Annotated in this window: 5 protein-coding genes and 10 pseudogenes; 9 read left to right on the top strand and 6 right to left on the bottom strand. The window is 40.9% G+C overall.

Features of this window, described 5'->3' with window-relative positions; all coding sequences use genetic code 11:
* The first annotated feature begins 85 nt into the window (after nucleotides 1-85).
* Nucleotides 86-2,560 (top strand): annotated as a pseudogene (locus tag FHG08_RS19175) (penicillin-binding protein 1A).
* A gap of 48 nt (nucleotides 2,561-2,608) precedes the next feature.
* Here the strand turns inward: FHG08_RS19175 and metL are convergent.
* Nucleotides 2,609-4,929, bottom strand: a pseudogene (metL, locus tag FHG08_RS19230) (bifunctional aspartate kinase/homoserine dehydrogenase II).
* A gap of 49 nt (nucleotides 4,930-4,978) precedes the next feature.
* Nucleotides 4,979-6,169: pseudogene (locus tag FHG08_RS05190) on the bottom strand (PLP-dependent transferase); the annotation flags it as partial.
* A gap of 245 nt (nucleotides 6,170-6,414) precedes the next feature.
* On the opposite strand from FHG08_RS05190, the pseudogene FHG08_RS18950 reads away from it, so the two are divergent.
* Nucleotides 6,415-6,791, top strand: a pseudogene (locus tag FHG08_RS18950) (transcriptional regulator).
* A 16-nt stretch (nucleotides 6,792-6,807) separates the two neighbouring features.
* Here FHG08_RS18950 and FHG08_RS05185 read toward each other — a convergent pair.
* Nucleotides 6,808-8,048 (bottom strand): annotated as a pseudogene (locus tag FHG08_RS05185) (malic enzyme-like NAD(P)-binding protein).
* A 538-nt stretch (nucleotides 8,049-8,586) separates the two neighbouring features.
* Nucleotides 8,587-8,799: a 50S ribosomal protein L31 gene (gene rpmE / locus FHG08_RS05180; protein ID WP_218651580.1), complete on the bottom strand. Its 213-nt coding sequence runs from the start codon at nucleotides 8,797-8,799 to the stop codon at nucleotides 8,587-8,589.
* Between the two features lie 220 nt (nucleotides 8,800-9,019).
* On the opposite strand from rpmE, the pseudogene FHG08_RS05175 reads away from it, so the two are divergent.
* The 5 genes and pseudogenes from FHG08_RS05175 to FHG08_RS05155 all read left to right on the top strand — a co-directional run bounded on the left by FHG08_RS05175 (nucleotide 9,020) and on the right by FHG08_RS05155 (nucleotide 14,137).
* A pseudogene (locus FHG08_RS05175) lies at nucleotides 9,020-11,217 on the top strand (primosomal protein N').
* A 38-nt stretch (nucleotides 11,218-11,255) separates the two neighbouring features.
* Nucleotides 11,256-11,773: pseudogene (locus FHG08_RS05170) on the top strand (SPOR domain-containing protein).
* 77 nt (nucleotides 11,774-11,850) lie between these two features.
* Nucleotides 11,851-12,369: an ATP-dependent protease subunit HslV gene (hslV, locus tag FHG08_RS05165; protein WP_178983202.1), complete on the top strand. Its 519-nt coding sequence runs from the start codon at nucleotides 11,851-11,853 to the stop codon at nucleotides 12,367-12,369.
* A 12-nt stretch (nucleotides 12,370-12,381) separates the two neighbouring features.
* Nucleotides 12,382-13,701 (top strand): annotated as a pseudogene (gene hslU / locus FHG08_RS05160) (HslU--HslV peptidase ATPase subunit).
* 61 nt (nucleotides 13,702-13,762) lie between these two features.
* The gene (locus FHG08_RS05155) at nucleotides 13,763-14,137 is read left to right on the top strand and encodes a gamma-butyrobetaine hydroxylase-like domain-containing protein (protein WP_138607214.1); all 375 of its coding nucleotides are present in this window, start codon (nucleotides 13,763-13,765) and stop codon (nucleotides 14,135-14,137) included.
* A gap of 71 nt (nucleotides 14,138-14,208) precedes the next feature.
* Here the strand turns inward: FHG08_RS05155 and FHG08_RS19170 are convergent.
* A pseudogene (locus FHG08_RS19170) lies at nucleotides 14,209-16,085 on the bottom strand (methyl-accepting chemotaxis protein).
* A 400-nt stretch (nucleotides 16,086-16,485) separates the two neighbouring features.
* Between FHG08_RS19170 and rraA the strand changes: the two are divergent.
* Nucleotides 16,486-16,983 (top strand): ribonuclease E activity regulator RraA, encoded by a 498-nt coding sequence (gene rraA / locus FHG08_RS05145; RefSeq protein ID WP_178983201.1) that lies wholly within the window; start codon nucleotides 16,486-16,488, stop codon nucleotides 16,981-16,983.
* A gap of 1 nt (nucleotide 16,984) precedes the next feature.
* Nucleotides 16,985-18,055 (top strand): annotated as a pseudogene (locus FHG08_RS05140) (formimidoylglutamase).
* Here the strand turns inward: FHG08_RS05140 and FHG08_RS18925 are convergent.
* A complete protein-coding gene (locus FHG08_RS18925) occupies nucleotides 18,030-18,404 on the bottom strand; it encodes an EAL domain-containing protein (RefSeq protein WP_256729602.1) in 375 nt (124 codons plus the stop codon). The pseudogene FHG08_RS05140 and the gene FHG08_RS18925 overlap by 26 nt on opposite strands.
* Nucleotides 18,405-18,438 lie beyond the last annotated feature (34 nt).

Below are 18,438 nucleotides of genomic sequence, written 5' to 3'. Positions count from 1 at the left end.
TTATATCTTAAAGTATTATTCATTTTTAATCAATATATACTAGCAGTCTCAACCTGTAATTGGGAGTCCGTTTAGGGAAATATCAGTGATTTTATTAAAAAGAACTTTACAATTTTTGATCATTTGTGCATTACTTGCACTAATTACATAGCTCAGCCTTTATTACTACGTTAAATCCGATATCCCAAGCGTGCAAGTTTTAAAAAACGTTCAATTACAAACGCCTATGCAAGTATTGACCAAAGATGGGCTTTTAATCAACCAATTTGGTGAAAAAAGACGTATCCCTGTAACTATAGATCAAATTCCTGAACCTTTATTACAGGCTTTTTTAGCAACAGAAGATAACCGTTTTTATGACCATATCGGTATCGACCCAATTGGTATTGTTCGCTCAGCACTAGTACTTATTTCTACCGGTGAAAAAAAGCAGGGTGCCAGTGCAATCACCATGCAGTTGGCTCGTAACTTCTTTTTAACGCGAGAAAAAGCCTATATTCGTAAAGTAAAAAATATTTATTTACTTGTCATATCGAAATTTACTTTCAAAGATGAAATCATCTTTTGAACTTTATCTAAATAAAATAGAGCTAGGAAACCGCGCCTTTGGTATTGGTGCAGCCGCTCAGGTTTATTATGGTAAAGAGCTAAAAGAGCTTACTCTTGCGCAAATGGCAATGATTGCCGGTTTACCCAAGGCGCCTTCAGCACTTAACCCTATTCGTAACCCAAAAGCAGCCAAAGCCAGAGAAATGTAGTGTTAGGACAGTGCTAGATAGAAAAGTATATTTCTGGAAGCGCAGTATAATGAAGCCTACGAACCAGCAATTACCGCTTATTTTCATAAGGGCTGAAATTGACTTATATACACCATATATTTCAGAAATGGTACGTGCTGAAATGGTGTCGCGCTACGGTATAGATAAAGCCTATAACTCAGGATTTAAAGTGTATACTTCTGTTGAGTCAAATATTCAACAGGCGGCACAAACGGCTTTGGTTAACAATTTACATGCCTATGATATGCGCCATGGATTTAGAGGCCCTGAAGCCATTTTATGGGATCCACAAACAGAGCCCACACCTTCTGATTCTAAGTTATTAAACATTTTGAAAGAGGTCAATGAACTAGGCCCTCTAAAAGCCGCTGCAGTTTTAAATGTATCCGACAGAAGCGCGGAAGTAATACTGAAAAGCGGCGAACGCACAACATTGACTTGGGATAATCTGAAGTGGGCGCGTAAGTTTATCACCCGTTATCGCCAAAGCTTTGCTCCTGAAACAGCAAGCGATATATTAACGCCTGGCATGCAAATATGGCTGCGTAAAAATGATGACAACAGCTATATTTTGAGTCAAATCCCTGAAGCTGCAAGCGCCATTGTGTCTTTAGACCCACAAGACGGGCGTATAAAAGCCATTGTAGGCGGTTACAGCTTTGAACAAAGCCAATATAACCGTGCAGTGCAAGCTAAACGCCAAGTTGGCTCTAATATTAAGCCATTTATCTACTCTGCTGCACTTGAAAAAGGCTACACCTTAGCGTCAATTTTAAATGATGCTCCTATAAATCAATGGGATAAAAGCCAAGGTGTCGCATGGCGACCTAAAAATAGCCCTGCCATTTATAATGGCCCTATTCGCATTCGCCGTGCTTTAGCACAATCAAAAAATGTGATTTCGGTACGTTTATTACGTGGTGTTGGCTTGCAACGTACAGCCGATCATTTACTTAAATTTGGCTTTGCAGATGAAGATATAAATCGCAGTGAATCGCTGGCTTTAGGTAGCGCATCTATTACTCCACTAGAGTTAGCTCGTGGTATGAGTACTTTTGCCAATGGCGGCCACTTAATCGAACCTTACTTTATCTCTGAAATTCAAGATGCCATGGGCAACACCTTATTTAAAACTAACCCGACTGTAATTTGTGATGATGAAGCAACAACGCCTAGCTCGCTAATGCTAAGTGAGCAAGTAGCACCAAACTGCGCGCCGCAGATCATATCTAAACAAAATGCATTTTTAATTGCCAGTGCTGCCGGTGGCGCAGTTTGGGGGTGTTAGCTGGTCTCATAAAACAGGTTGGAGTGGTACAGGATGGCGTGCACAAGCGCTAAGACGTCGCGATCTGTCAGGTAAAACAGGCACTACCAATGATTCTGTAGATACCTGGTTTAGCGGCTTTAATCGCGATGTGATGACCTCTGTTTGGGTTGGTTTTGACAACCCTGGAAATACTGTGGGGCGCTCAACCTATAACAATAACTTAGGAAGTGGCCAAATATCAGGCGCAGAGTCAGGTGCTAAAACAGCTCAGCCTGCATGGGTTGATTTTATGAGAGTTGCACTGGATGGTAAACCTGCGGCACCTATCGAACCACCTGAAGGCTTAGTTTCTATTCGTATTGACTTAGAAACGGGGCTGTTAAGTCATAAAAACGATTATACCAGCCGTTTTGAGTACTTTGAGAAAGGGACCGCACCTACAAAATATGTGTTAGCACAGCCAAATGATGTATTTGAAGAAAGCACTAAAACCGAAGAAGAGCTCTTTTAAACAATGCTAATATATAAAAGGCCGCTGAATAGCGGCCTTTTTGATGGTCTAGGTAATATTTTGTACCAACCAATATAAGTCAGAGTGCACGCCAGCTGCGGTCACTTCTTTACCCGCACCGGGGCCTTGTATCACTAATGCGTTTTGATTATACCACTGAGTATTAATCACAAAAATATTATCGCCAGGTGTTAAATTAGCAACCGCTTCGCTTTTTGGTACATAGGCAATTCCTACCTTAGCGTTTAGCTTGCTGTTTTTAAACTCCAGCAATCCGGTATAACACAGTGCAGCACTTTGTTGCAAAGCCGCTTCGAAGTGCTGCTTGATAAACGCATCTAAACTAGCCTTGTTATCAACAAAGTCATCCCAACTGCCCGCACTTAGCTCATCGGGCATCAATGCGGATAAAGAAATGTCATCAAGTTCCAATTCAATACCTAATTCACGCGCCAAAATAAGCAACTTGCGTTGCATATCTCGGCCAGATAAATCTTCTCGCGGATCAGGTTCGGTGAACCCCAAAGCTTGTGCTTCAAGCACTAAATCTGAAAATGCCTTGCTGCCATCATACATACTGCATAACCATGACAGCGTGCCAGAAAACACGCCTTCTATACGCGTTATTTTATCGCCACTGTTTTGCAAATCGGCCAGTGCAAAGTTAATCCTGATAATCGAGCTCCCCACACTTATAACGCCAATGTAAGCCGCGCTGTGCCAAATCTTCACGTAATGCTTGATACCAGCTCAGCGGAGCTGTGCCTGCGTATTTATTAGCACTAATTAAGTGACAATTTAATTCCACAAATTTGCTATAAAGCTGGCTAAAATATTCACTGGCGGTAATATCAATCACTACCTTATGTTCATACTCAAGCGTATCAATGTATGACAGCAAATCAGCTTGCTGATAGGGGCTTGCATGGTTTTCCCATTGCTGTTGCCAGCTCTCACAGTCTAACCCATTGGCATTAACCAGCATCTGCTCTGAGCGTAGTAATGCTACTAACTTAATGTTAAAACAAATGGAAGCAGGCTATTTGTGCAGGTAGTTGGCTTAAATTCAGCACCAACATTACCAAGCCTGCAATATTAAAAGCTATGCATTGATCAATTTATCATGCAGTAAGCTCAGCACATCACTCTCAAGTACCCACGATCGGTTAATAATAACGTATAACCAATACTTAAAATAAAGTAAACCTAGGGTGAATTGATTGCGCTTGAAGTACAGCTGCACTTTGCTCACCGAGTATCGCTATATCTGGCTCTGATGCAATAATTGCAACCCCATTTAAGTTAGAATCACTAATGTTGGCGCGGCCAGCAAAATAATTAACCACCTGATATGTCGCCGACGCAGGGACTACCAAGTAAATTTCGCCCGCATGTTCAAAGTGATGCAAACTATGCTGAATAAGCTGACTAACATGCGCTACCTCGCCTTCACTCAAATCATCAACAGTAAGTAAATCCACATTGTTGATCGTGGTTGAAAAGCGCTTTTGTTTACTCATTCCTAATTTAACTATTTCGAGCAAACGCGCCCGAAGATCGTAACTACGCGAGCAAGAATTAACTCTATATCGGTCCGCAATGGCGATAATGTTTTAGCATGTAGTAAAATGCTAATCTAGCCAATAAATTAGCGAAACGTTCGCGGCACACCCGCGCATACTTAATCGCATTAGCTACCTTACGCGGATCAGTACTAAAAACACCTTGAGTGTCAGTCCAAATAGACACTTTTTTAGCATTGCAATATCGTGCTAATAAAGTAGCACTGTAATCACTGCCGTTACGTCCTAAGGTCACGGTTTCATGTTGTAAATTAGCCGCAATAAACCCTGTAACGACATTAATTTTGCATGTATCTATGGCTTTTAAGCACTGCTGCTGATTATTAGCATGCTGTAGCTGCCCTGCGTCTAACGTAAATAATTGCCTAGCGTCCAGAGCGCAAGCACTAACGTTAAGTTGCCCTAAGTAAGCGCTTAACAGCCTTGCAGACCATAATTCGCCATGAGCTAATAGCCACGCTTCAGTTAATATGTTTTGCTTAGCCTGCTGAGTAATAATGCTTAGCTCAGTGGCAAGTATATTGAGTGCTTCATGCTTAGCACCCGCTATAAGCAATTGTTCAATTAGCGAAGATGGTAGTTACCCATTAATAAAATAATGTCAGCAATCGCTTGGGTATCAATTCAAAGCTTTGCCTGGTTAACGCAAAGAGCTGTCGGTGGTTTTACCGGCAGCAGATACCACCACACAATCCCCGGCAGGCATGAGTTATATTTGCGACACTTTTAAAGCGATCCGCTGAGCTTAAACTCAGACGCAAATTTATGAACCACAGGATTTACCATGTTAATACCAACTCGACTTCATGAACATATTTCAAAATTGAGGTAGGCACTACCATAACGCCAGATGCGCCGCGTTTAGTTTCGCTGAGGCCAAATGACTCACTGGCACCATTTTTTTGCAGCTAAAGCATTATCGCGCGGGGCAGAACAAATTAAATGCCTATTACTAAATCAACCAAGTAAGTCTTTTGCATCTTCAATACCCACCGAAATACGAATAAGCGTATCACCCACCCCAGCTTCTGCACGGGCAGTCGCCTCCATGCCTGCATGGGTCATGGTTGCGGGGTGACAAATCAAACTTTCAACTCCGCCTAATGATTCCGCCAAACTAAATTCATTTAGCGCGGGTAAAAACGCTGCAGCATAGTTTTTCTTGCTTTTGGTATCAAAACTAACCCATTGCACTAAGCAAGCTACTGCGCCTTAACAAGCACATGTTGTGGATGTGATTCAAGACCTGGACCGTGAGCTGGAGGAAACGGGGGATTTTCTGATGTACTGTACAATAACGGGGTTATTTTCTTGGTGTTGCCTCAAACACGTTTAACGTGCTGCAAACCTCTGAGAGTTAAATAGCTATCAAATGGCGCTCCAGTAATGCCAATATTATTTGCCCACCATGCCAGTTCTTCACCAAGCTCAGCGGTTGCTGCAATAACCGCCCCCCCATCAACATCTGAATGACCATTGATATATGTATTTAGTTGAGTGAACCACAATATCAGCAAATTTAATCGGATTTTGCAAAGCCGGCGATAATAAAAATGTTATCGGCGGCAGCAGAGCACCGCACTGGCAGCTTAATCCGGTAACTGCTTTAATATCAGTTAATCGGCCAAATTGGATTACTCGGTGTTTCAATCCAGATCGGCTTGGTTTAATAGCAGGAATTTGCGATAAGCTTTCGCTTTAGTGAGAATCGACCACTTCTAAGCGCGGCAAGGCGCGGTTTCCTGAAGTAGGGCGGTAAACGATGGCACCACCGCCAATCGTGAGGAATCATTAACGTATCGTTACTATTTAATAATTGAGTTGTTAAGTGAACTGCCGCCATACCCGTTGCAGTAATAATGCCTTTAGCCCCGCCTTCAAGTTCAGTGAGCGCCTCAGCCAAAATGTCACGGTTAGGATTACCACTGCGGCCATAATCATATTGGCGTTTGGTATCAAAGTCAGAAAATGAGTAAGTTGTTGATAAATAAAGCGGAACAACCGCGCCATGCTGTTTGTCGGCTTCTGTTCACTACAAAGAACGGCACCATTGTTGTTGCTATTTTTCCTCATTTTGCAATCACCTTTACTATTTTGAAGTTTGGAGCATCTAAAAGGTAGCGCATGCAGTTTAAGATGTCAAAGCGTTAAATACAGATAGCTAAATAACTAGTATTTGACTATCTTTTTTAAACCGATAGAATTTCACGCATATTTACGCTTTTGATGCTGTGTGAGCAATTTATAATCTGAGGCGCTTAAATACATCTTATATTCGCATCGTGGAATGGTGAATATATTCACCCATACATAGAAACACCGCGGGAAAAATCCGAACAAGTAAAAAGATCACCGTTTCGATCCCGCTAAATGTGGTAAAGAAAGTGACTAACTTGACGAACGTACTCGTCGTCAAATAAACAACACCGCCATACAACAAATGATGAGCTTTTTATGCGAAGCATTTGCGCCCATTTACGAGGCAACCGCTGCCTAATGATGATGATCACGTAAAGACAACGCAGAAAAAGTACCTGAAAGTGAAAACAATACAGAAATGGGACTTGGTACCTATTTTAAATGAAAGATTAAATTTCTTTATCTGTGTTATAAAAAAACCTCAGCAAATGCTGAGGTTTTTTGCGTGAGCTCACACTTAAAGAATTACGCCATGTAAGTTATCTGGCATAATAATTTTGTGCCACACCCGAGATCAGCTGCAGCTTGAGCAGCGGCTTTGGCGATACGAGGGCAATAAGCGCGGATCCATGGGTTTTGGTATAATATGTTGCGCCGAGCTCTAGTTTATCGACTACCTGCAGCAGTCAGTACTTCAGCCGGAACTGGCTCTTTAGCAATACTGCGAATTGCCTCTACAGCAGCTATTTTCATTTCATCGTTTATTTCACTTGCGCGTACATCTAGTGCGCCACGGAAAATAAATGGAAAACAAAGTACGTTGTTAACTTGGTTCGGATATTGGAACGACCGGTCGCCATAATACGTCGTTGCGTGCAGCATGTGCTAATTGCGGGATCGAAATTTCAGGATCGGGGTTTTGAACATGCAAATACAACTGGGCGATTAATGGTAACCTTCAAATCATCGGCAGCTAACGGTGGGGCCTGATGCACCAACAAACATCGGCATCTGATTACGTCTGTAAAGTACGTTTATCCGTATTGTTTGCAAATAATTGCTTATATTCATTTTAAATTGTCACGACGTGTATGAATAACGCCTTTACGGTCTAACATATAAATATGTTCACGCAGTGCTCCACACTTAATTAAAAGCTCCATACAGGCAACAGCTGCAGCGCCGGCACCTAAACACACGATAATCGCATCTTCAATTGCTTTACCTTGTACTTCTAGCGCATTTAACGCCACTGGCAGATTACAATTGCCGTATTTTTCATGTTGAGATTATCATGAAATACAGGAATGCTGCAACGTTCTATAAGTGCTTTTTCTATCTCAAAACATTCTGGCGCTTGAATATCTTCTAGGTTGATACCACCAAACGTGTCTGCAATATTCACAACCGTGTTGATAAAGTCTTCCGGTTGATTGCTTAACTTCTATGTCAATTGAATCTGAACCTGCAAAACGTTTGTGTAATGCCTTGCCTTCCATTACTGGTTTTGAGGCCAGTGGGCCTAAATTACCTAAGCCTAAAATTTCGGTGCCGTTAGTAATAACCGCAACCATATTTCCTTTACCAGTATACTTATAGGCATTTGCTGGATCAGCGGCAATTTCACGAACAGGTTCTGCAACACCTGGGCTATATGCGAGCGCGAGGTCTTTAACCGTCTCAGCGGGCTTGGTCAGCTCAATACTGATTTTACCTGGAACGGGATGGGCATGGTAATGTAGTGCTTGTTCACGAAAATCTGACATAACGCGATTATATCCTGCAATTTAAGTTAAAGTGAGAGGTAGTTTTATTCTACGATACCTTTATTATTTTTAAATTCCAAGCAATATCAGGTCTATCCTGTGCCAATGCTAGAACTCTTAGTACAGAAATCAGTTTATCAGCAACTTCCTAGATTATCTGACATTTTTAAAATATAAATTCGTCATAAGAAAATGAATATTACAGGTCGTTTTACCCTTATTCAATATTTATGAAATACTCTTTTCAGTCTTAAATTAAAATAGTGAAGCCTGAACTTTGTTTAACTTTAAATACAAATAACTTCACGTTAACTACATTTTAAGTACCATATTTAAAAAGTGTAACAAGCCGAAACCAGATAATATTATTTAATTTTGTCTGCAAATGTTTATGCATATTCGGAATAAGAACAGGAAATAGTTATGCAAAAAATAATAAATACAAAACTGTTATAAAATGGAGGGGATAAGTGAATTTTAGGCACAAAAAAGCGCCTAAGATTGCTTTTTATAAAGCTCAAAAAAATTGATACGCTTGCTAAGTGCACCAGAAGCGCTTGTTGAAGCGATCAACACGGCCGCCAGTGTCTAAAATCTTTTGCTTACCAGTGTAAAACGGGTGACACGCAGAACATACGTCTAAGTGAATGTCTTTACACAAAGTAGAACGGGTTTCGAATTTGTTTCCGCATGAACAAGTTGCAGAAATTACTTCGTACTTAGGGTGAATACTTCTTTCCGCCCGGAGCAAGATTAAGGCCGCATCGCTCTCCAAACCCAGTCTGGCACCAGCCCCGTCGTTAAAACAAATTTATTGGTCGCGAATTTTATCCAACAACCCGCACGCACACAAGCTTTAATTATTCTTTTTACTAAAAAGTCTGCAAACACCTATTGATTACTGATTTGTCGGTAGGCTTTTAATACTATTTTTAGTACATTAGGCTATTAGGTTTCTTAGTTGAGTTGTTATGTGTTTTGTTGAAGTTGCAATAAAAGTCCCCTTACCTCGCACCTTTGATTATAAAGTGGATGAGCAATTAACACCGCTGACTAAATTGCAGCCTGGCATGCGCGTACTCGTCCCTTTTGGCAATCAACGAAAAGTAGCGGTTATCCTTAGTTTAAAAACCGATACAGAAGTTCCTGAAGGCAAAATCAAATCTATTATTGAAGTAATTGATAATTCGCCGGTGTTATCTGCACAACATTTGGAGCTGCTGAAGTTTACTGCGCGTTATTATTGTTATCCACTAGGTGAAACTATTCATATTGCACTCCCCAATGCGCTGCGCCAAGGTGAATGCCCTGATAAAACCAGTATATTCATGCGGCGTTAACGCTGTCAGGGAAAAACTTTTTATGCTAAAAGCTAAAACACAGCTTAACTTGCTAAGCAATTATCTGCATCGGGTAAATCATCATTAACAGGACTAAAAGCCCTCGGGTTTAATAAAGGGCTTCATTGATAGCCTATTAACGAAAGAACTGATGATTTTTTGGCTCCATTGAACATGACAATCAATAGCAAAACATGCCTTTCCTACTGGCTGGGCACTTCGCCTGCAGCTTGGCTGTCATTTCAACAGTGCTTGCACTACTACTATAAATCAAAGTGCTGGTTTTAATAGTTTTTTACTTGAAGGTGTCACGGGTAGCGGTAAAACAGAAGTTTACCTACAGTGTCTTGAAGAGGTGTTAAAACGTGGAGAGCAAGCGTTAGTGCTTGTTCCAGAAATAGGTTTAACACCACAAACAGTGAATCGTTTTAGACGTCGCTTCCCTGACACGCCAATTATGCTATGGCATTCAGCGCTCACCGATAACGAGCGTCTGCAAACATGGCGGTTTTGTGAAAAAGGCAGTTGTGCTATCGTTATAGGTACTCGTTCGAGTATTTTTCTACCCTTTTTAAAACTCGGGATGATTGTGGTTGATGAGGAACATGGTGCTTCATTTTAAACAACAAGATACTCCTCACGCTATCATGCGCGGTTACAACGGCGGCGTATCGCGCATATCAGCAAAATATCCCGCTTATTTTAGGCAGTGCGACTCCCGCATTAGAAACACTGCACAAAGCAATTAATAACAAATACCAGTTACTCACATTAAGTGAGCGTGCACAAACGGCCACCGATAATCAATTTAAGCTTCTCGACATGAAAGGTCAGCCTGATCAAGCGGGTATTGCCCATGCGAGCTTAGCGATAATGCGCCAGCACCTGAATAAAGGTAAGCAGGTAATGGTATTTTTAAACCGCCGTGGTTTTTCGCCCATTTTAATATGTCATGAGTGTGGTTGGTTAAGTGAATGTAATCGCTGCAGCACGAGTGCAACCTTTCATAAAGCCATCGGTCAGATGATTTGCCACCATTGTGGTGACCAATATCAAGTACCGCATCAATGCCCTGACTGTGGAAGCACGCAGATATTTCCTAACGGCAAAGGCACCGAACAAATAGAAGAATTTTCGAGTACTGAATTTAAAGACATCCCAATTAGCCGAATAGACCGTGACTCTACGAGGCGCAAAGGCAACTTGAAGAAAAAAGCATTGGATGAAATAAACCAAGGTGGCGCACATTTTAGTCGGTACGCAAATGCTGGCCAAAGACCTACTTTTTGCGGATCGCAAGCTAATTACTCATTTTAGATGTAGATAATTGGTTTATATTCATTGTGACTTTAGCAGAACACCTTGCTCAATTAGTGACTCAGGTTGCAGGCAGAGCTGGACGTTCTGGTGAGCCCGGTGAAGTATTATTACAAACACACTTCCCTGAGCACCCATTATTACAAGATTTAGTTAATAACGGCTATCAAGATTTTGCCCGCTTTGCGCTCACTGAACGAAGTGACGCGCAGTTACCACCAATCACCAGTATGGCAATAGTTCGTGCACAGGGACATAACATTAAGCAAGTCGTCGACTTTCTAACGGATTTGGTTCCTGTCAATGGGGTATCTGGTATACAATTGCTTGGACCTATCCCTGCGCCTTTAGAAAAGATTGCGGGGATGTATCGTTTTCAATTACATATTCAAGCGCAAGATCGACGCATTTTACATCCGTATCTTGCACAAATGGTTGATTATCTCAGCACCAGTAAACTAGCTCAAAAAGTTCGCTGGAGTTTAGACGTAGACCCTACAGACATGATTTAGGTAAGGCCACACATAACACCATGGCATAGCACGATTATATTAATAAAAAACCAAAAAATAGAAAAAACACCAAACAAGAACCGGCTAAAAAACCTTTTCCGCTGTTATTAACCCTGATTGCACTAGTACTTGTGGGTGGCTTTGCATATGGACTCTGGTTTGTTAAAAATAATGCCGTTCCTGATCTTGTTGAAAAACAAGCAAACCCAACAGCCGAAAAACAAGTAGAAATAGCTAAACCGCGACCACCTAAATTTATTAAAGAAATTAAAGAGCATGAAATTCAAGTTGAAGTGAAAGAACTTGAACAAAAGGCCCTTATGTTAGCATGCAGTGTGGTTCATTTAAAACATCAACAAGCTGAAACCTTAAAGGCTAAATAATAGCGGCACTTTGCTGAATAATTCGAGATCAAAAAACCACAGACACTAATGGTATTTGGTATAAGGTGCGTTTAGGGCGCCTTATGAAAACCAAGCGCCAAGCAGAAAGTGAGGAAATGGGAACAAACTAAAACAGTGTATCGTTGGCTGCAGGAATTTGGGGCTGGACTTGAATTTAAACCATTCACCCATATAACCTCTTCATAATCGTTTTTACGCTGCCCCACTTGCAGCGCGATGATGGCTCTTTATGACTACAATCGTAAGTGTACGCCGTGATGACAAAGTTGTTATTGGTGGTGACGGCCAAGTCTCCCCTGGTAATACTGTAATGAAGGGCAATGCCCGAAAAGTTCGACGTCTTTATAATGGCAAAGTAATCGCTGGTTTCGCTGGCGGTACTGCTGATGCCTTCACCCTTTTCGAACGTTTTGAAAGCAAATTAGAAATGCACCAAGGCAATCTAACTAAAGCGGCTGTAGAAATGGCTAAAGATTGGCGTAGCGATCGTGCCTTACGCAAACTTGAAGCCCTGCTAGCTGTTGCTGATGAAACTGCCTCATTGATCATCACTGGTAATGGTGACGTCGTACAACCTGAAAACGACCTGATCGCAATTGGCAGCGGCGGAGACTTTGCTCAATCTGCTGCAACCACCTTATTAGAAAATACCGACTTAAGTGCCCATGAAATTGTAGAGAAAAGTCTTACAATTGCTGGCAACATCTGTGTATTTACGAATAACTTCCAAACTATCGAAGAATTGTAATAGGAACCCGCTATGTCTGATATGACCCCAAGAGAAATTGTTCATGAGCTAGACCAACATATTATTGGTCAAGCAAAAGCAAAAAAAGCGGTTGCTATTGCCCTTCGTAATCGCTGGCGCCGTATGCAGTTAAACGAAGATTTACGTGCAGAAGTAACGCCAAAGAATATTTTAATGATTGGCCCTACTGGTGTAGGTAAAACGGAAATTGCGCGTCGATTAGCAAAACTGGCTAATGCCTCCTTTATTAAAGTGGAAGCCACTAAATTCACAGAAGTAGGTTATGTAGGTAAAGAAGTTGAAACTATCATCCGTGATTTAGTCGACGTTTCAATCAAAATGACCCGTGAACAACAAACCAAAAAGTTTAAACACCGTGCAGAAGAAGCCGCTGAAGAGCGTATTTTAGATGTATTACTACCTCCAGTGAAAGATCAGTATGGGGAAGTTCAGCGCGATGAAAGCTCATCGACACGTCAATCGTTTCGTAAAAGATTACGCGAAGGCCAGCTAGATGACAAAGAAATCGATATTGATTTAGCCCAAGCTCAACCGAATGTTGAAATTATGGCTCCTCCTGGTATGGAAGAAATGACCAACCAGCTACAGGGCATGTTTCAAAATATGGGTGGTGATAAACGCACTAAACGTAAGCTTAAAATTAAAGAAGCATTTAAACTACTTACCGAAGAAGAAGCCGGAAAATTAGTTAACCCTGAAGAATTAAAAGAGCAGGCAATTTTTGCTGTAGAGCAAAACGGCATTGTGTTTATTGACGAAATCGACAAAATCTGTAAGCGCGGTGAAGCCTCAGGCCCAGATGTAAGCCGTGAAGGTGTACAACGTGATTTACTACCGCTGATTGAAGGTTCTACAGTAAACACTAAGCATGGCATGGTCAAAACTGACCATATGCTGTACTCAAGGGTGCATTCCAGATGTCTAAACCATCAGACGCGATCCCGGAGTTACAGGCCGTTTACCTATTCGATGGTGAACTTGAAGCACTCACGGCGATGACTTTAAGCGCATTTTAACTAGCCACACGCATCGCACGGAGCAACAACGCCGAGGCGCTGCTCAAAACAGGCATGGCATTGGGTGCGACGATGCAATTGGAAGCGAATTGCTAAAGCCGCTTGGCAGGTTAATGAGAAAACCGAAAACATCGGTGCTCGCCGTCTGCATACTGTTATGGAAAGATTAATGGAAGAAATTTCATATGATGCTTCTGAAAAAGCGGGTTCAAGTTTAGTTATTGACGCTGCCTATGTTGAAAAGCACCTAGGTGCGCTGGTTGAAGATGAAGACTTAAGCCGCTTTATTCTTTAACAGCCGTTTAATGTATACTAAAAGCCTCCAGCATGGAGGCTTTTTTGTAAGTGAGATGACGATGAAACAAGTAACTAAAGTGCACTATCATAGTGTAAGTAAAAATTTAGATGTGTTTTTTGATGATCATTCAGACGCAACCTTCAGTACTGAATTTTTACGGGTTCACTCTCCCTCAGCCGAGGTGCAAGGCCATGGCTCTGAGCCTATGAAGTTAGTACTTAATAAACAAACAGTGGGCATTAAAAGCATTACACCCGTAGGGCATTACGCGTTGCGTTTAGAGTTTGACGACGGGCACAACAGCGGGTTGTTTAGCTGGCAATATTTGGCTAAGTTACAAGCCGAACATACTAAGTTGTGGGACACTTATTTAGAACGTGTTAAACAACATGAAAATAACAAAGATAGCGTACCAATAAAATTTGTACCTTAACGTCAGTTATGATGCTTCTGCTTCGTTAATAACAAACAAGCGGCAATTAAGCCGCTTGTTTCTATGGATAATTAAACTTTATATTTTGAGATTGCTTGATGAAGCACCCTTGATTGCTCAGATACCTCTTCACTTGTTTGCGCATTCGTTTGTGAATGAGCAGCAGCCTCTTCAGCAATATCTCGAATACGGACTACGTTTTTATTAACCTCTGATGCTACCTGGCTCTGTTCATCAATAGCAGTAGCAATATGTGTACTCATTTCCATAATCGTTTGCACATCAACAGTGATAGCTCCTAGCAATTCACCCGCTCTTGTTGCTTGTGTTGCACTCTCACCACCTTAGAGAGTACGACGATGCATGATACCTTACACCTCTTGGAGCACGCTGTTGTAAAGGTGTTAATAATACCCTCAATTTCGCTAGTTGACTCTTGCGTGCGTTGTGCAAGTGAGCGCACCTCATCTGCAACAACCGCAAAACCACGACCTTGCTCACCCGCTCTTGCTGCTTCAATAGCCGCATTTAGAGCCAGTAAATTAGTTTGTTCTGCAATGGCTCGAATTACATCAAGTACAGAGCCAATGGTTTCACCATCTTTTTCTAGCTGTGACACCACGCTAGAGGCCTTACCAAGCGAATCAGACAAAGCATTAATATGTTTAATGGTTGACTCTACTTCAACCTGACCTTGTTGAGCACTTACATTGGTTGATTCAGCTTTTTTAGCTGCAGCTTCTGTATTATGTGAAATATCTTGAATCGTTGCTTGCATTTCTGTGGCTGCCGTTGCCACCATGTCCGCTTCATGCAATTGCTCTTGCATGCCAGAACTAGTTGCTGAGGTTGTTTCAGATAAGTTACCCGTTGCTATATTAAGCGTTGTTAGAGCAGTATTTACTTCATAGATAAGATCTTTAAAGTCACTAATCAAGCTATTAAAATCTATGGTCATCCTAGTGACTTCATCTTCTCCTTTGTGCTCTATGAATAAGCTTAAATCATTGTTTTTTCTTATCTTGTCAATAGTTTGATAAACCCTCTCAATAGGCTGAATAATTGAGCGACTCGTTAAGTACACAAGAACCATCACAATCACACTGGCAATTATAAATATGGCTATTGCCAATAATTGCGCCTGCTGGGCCGTCTCAGCAACTTGTTTTTTAGTGGCCGAAGTAATGGCAGTCACCACATCATCACTTTTCTTAATACTGACTCACATTTTTCCAAGAGCACCCGAATCTAAATCAACCCCTAAAGCGATTTGTGCTTCAACTAGTGCGGTAAATTTGCCTTGGTAATTGGTCATTAATGAAGTTAATTGATTGCGTATATTACTAGGTATTTCTGAGGTATTTACTTGTTGTTTTAACTCATCACCTAATTTATTAAATCGGTCTAAATATTTGGTATCTAAACGCAACATAAAATCTTTCTCAGCGCGGCGTAGCTGCAACATGGTGGTCAGTAATTTATAATCATTTTGCTGATTCAATAATGTTTCAATGTTGTGTACTGACTTACGCAGTTCGCCATAAAGCGCATCTTTAGGATGTAAACCTATCTTCCGTTGCAAATTAACAACAATTTGAAAGTCATCATAATACTGCTTTGCAAGCACCTCAAATTGGTTAACCTGATCAATGGCAATATCTAAATCTTTTGATAAAGCAGATAGTTTCCCTAGTTTGAGCTGCAGCTGTTTATATTCATTAGTGAATAAATCTAAGCTTTTTTCATCTTTATAAAATAAAGTCTTTTCATATTTACGCATCAACTCATGCACATCAAGCTCTTCGGCGTATTGAATTGTTTCATTTAATTTAAGCATCACACGTGCTTCATAAATTATGATGCATAGCATGACAATCATTGTTAAACCTACAACTAAGGCGTTTAGTTGCAAACGGCGTTTTATCGTCAGATTTTGTAGAAAATTCATTGTAAATACCTATATTAAATTTGCCAGCGCAGTATAAAGTGATGCTTTCTTTCATTTAACTCATTAAGTTTGAACAAATAAAAAGGGTCGCCGGTAAAGTCTAACCATTAACAAACTCCTTTTAAACAAATGGACAATCTAAAACCATTGGCCTAACCACAGTATTACTCAATTTTACAACTCTTGCCACTGAAGGTGAAAATGGTTCAGCCGCATCATGGATGCAATACACCTGTTTATAATCTTGTTGTGGGGAAATGACAAGTTTATGAAAGAATTATTATTCTTATAGTTGATTTAGTTCTAATTATGGCTAAATTTACTGCGATTAAGTCGTTGTTATTGCATATAAGGAGGGTATACTGAGTCACTAACTTATGTATCTTTTGAGGATAAAATAATGGATTACAGCACTTCTGATTTATGCGACCACTTTGCTGATGTGGTTGATGTGCTTGAACCTATGTTCATCAACTTTGGTGGTCGACACAGTTTTGGTGGCCGCATTAAAACGGTAAAATGTTTTGAAAACAATGAACTGATCCGCCAATTACTTTCTCAAGATGGTACTGATCAGATTTTACCTATTGATGGTGGCGGCTCAACTCGCAGGGCATTAATCGACATTGAGCTGGCTGAGCTGGCACTAGAAAACAATTGGCAAGGCATTATCGTATATGGTGCATTACGTCACGTTGATGAGCTTGAAGAACTTGATTTAGGTATTCAAGCTATTGCGTCAATTCCTGTTGCAGCAGACAGTGAAGGCGCGGGCGAAAGCGGTATAGGGGTTAATTTCGCTGGCGTATCATTTTTTGATGATGACTTTGTATATGCTGACAGTACCGGTATTGTGCTTTCAGCTGAAGAATTAGAGCTAGAAATAATAGAACTGTAGCGTGACCTTTCACCTTAAACTATACGACGAAAGCACGGTAAAGGAAATTTGCTCTGACCGTGCTGGAGAGCTAAAAGCATGGCAGTCGATGGCATTACTTGATGCCCGCGACAATATTCAACAAGCACTTGCTGATGCCGTACAATTTGGTATGCGCTTTGTTTTACTCGGGATTTGTGAAGACATTGGCCCGAGAGCCAATCTAGGAAATGGTGGCGCACAGCATGCTTGGCCTGCGTTTTTACAACGCTTTTTAAACCAACCTCATAATGACGCTATTGCCATGCAAAAAGTATTACTGCTTGGCGAAGTCACCCTCGATGATTTAATGCAACAAGCACTACCGCCGACCAATCATAATCAAACACGGAAGCTTAGCTCAATTGCGTAGCTGTGCGCTGAAATAGAATGTGAGCGAGTTGAGCAATTTTTAGACATGGTTTTTAAAGCGGGTCTTGAACCTATTGTCATTGGCGGCGGGCATAATAACTGTTTAGGTATTATTCGCTCACTTGCCAAACATAGCCATAACGCAATTAACGCGATTAATTTAGATCCTCATGCCGACTTTCGTGAGTGTGAAGGTAGGCACAGTGGTAATGGGTTTCGCTACGCTTATCAAGAGCAGCTGCTCAATAATTACCATGTTATTGGCTTACATGAGCTAAAAAACAATCAACCTATTTTTGATGCTATGCAGAGCGCTAACTTTAGCTACACAAGCTATCAAACAATTAATGTGAAGCGCGAAATAAACTTAACAGAAGCAACCACCCATGCACTCCAAAGGTTTGATAACGCACCGCTAGGGGTAGAAGTTGATTTAGATAGCTTAACCAATATGCCTGCAAGTGCCTTTAATTACTGTGGTTTTGATGTCATCGATGGTGAGCATTATGTTTACTTAGCTGCAAATGATCCGCGCAGTGCTTATTTACACTTATGCGAAGCAGCACCTTCACCACACCCTCATTCTATAACTGCAGGTAAATTACAGTGTGGCCAAGTGATCAGTGCTTTAGTTAATACCCTGTTACAAACAAAAACTAAGCGCTTCCCAGCTTACACTTAAGTTCTTGTGCTTCTAACCATTTAAACCAACTCATTAATCCTAAACTGCTCAATGGGTGTCCAAAATAGTATCCCTGTGAAGCATAGGCTTTTAGACTTTTTACAAACTTTAGTTGATCGAGTGTTTCAACACCTTCAAAAATAACTTTCGTCTGTTGCTGGTTATGCATTTCAACCATACCACCTACTAAACTACGTATGTTATTTTGATTACTAAAGTCAGCAGTTAATGCAGGCGATATTTTAATGTATGCCACCGCTAAACTAGGTAACTTAGAAAGTAATACAGGATTATGACCTAAACCATCAACGCACACTTTTAAACCTAAGCTGTTAAGTCTTGCTATCATGGCTCTACCTTTATCATCTAGGTAGTGACTAAAA

The organism is Pseudoalteromonas sp. Scap03 (genome assembly GCF_013393115.1).
Taxonomy (GTDB): domain Bacteria; phylum Pseudomonadota; class Gammaproteobacteria; order Enterobacterales; family Alteromonadaceae; genus Pseudoalteromonas.
This window is presented reverse-complemented; position numbering and strand designations above follow the sequence as displayed.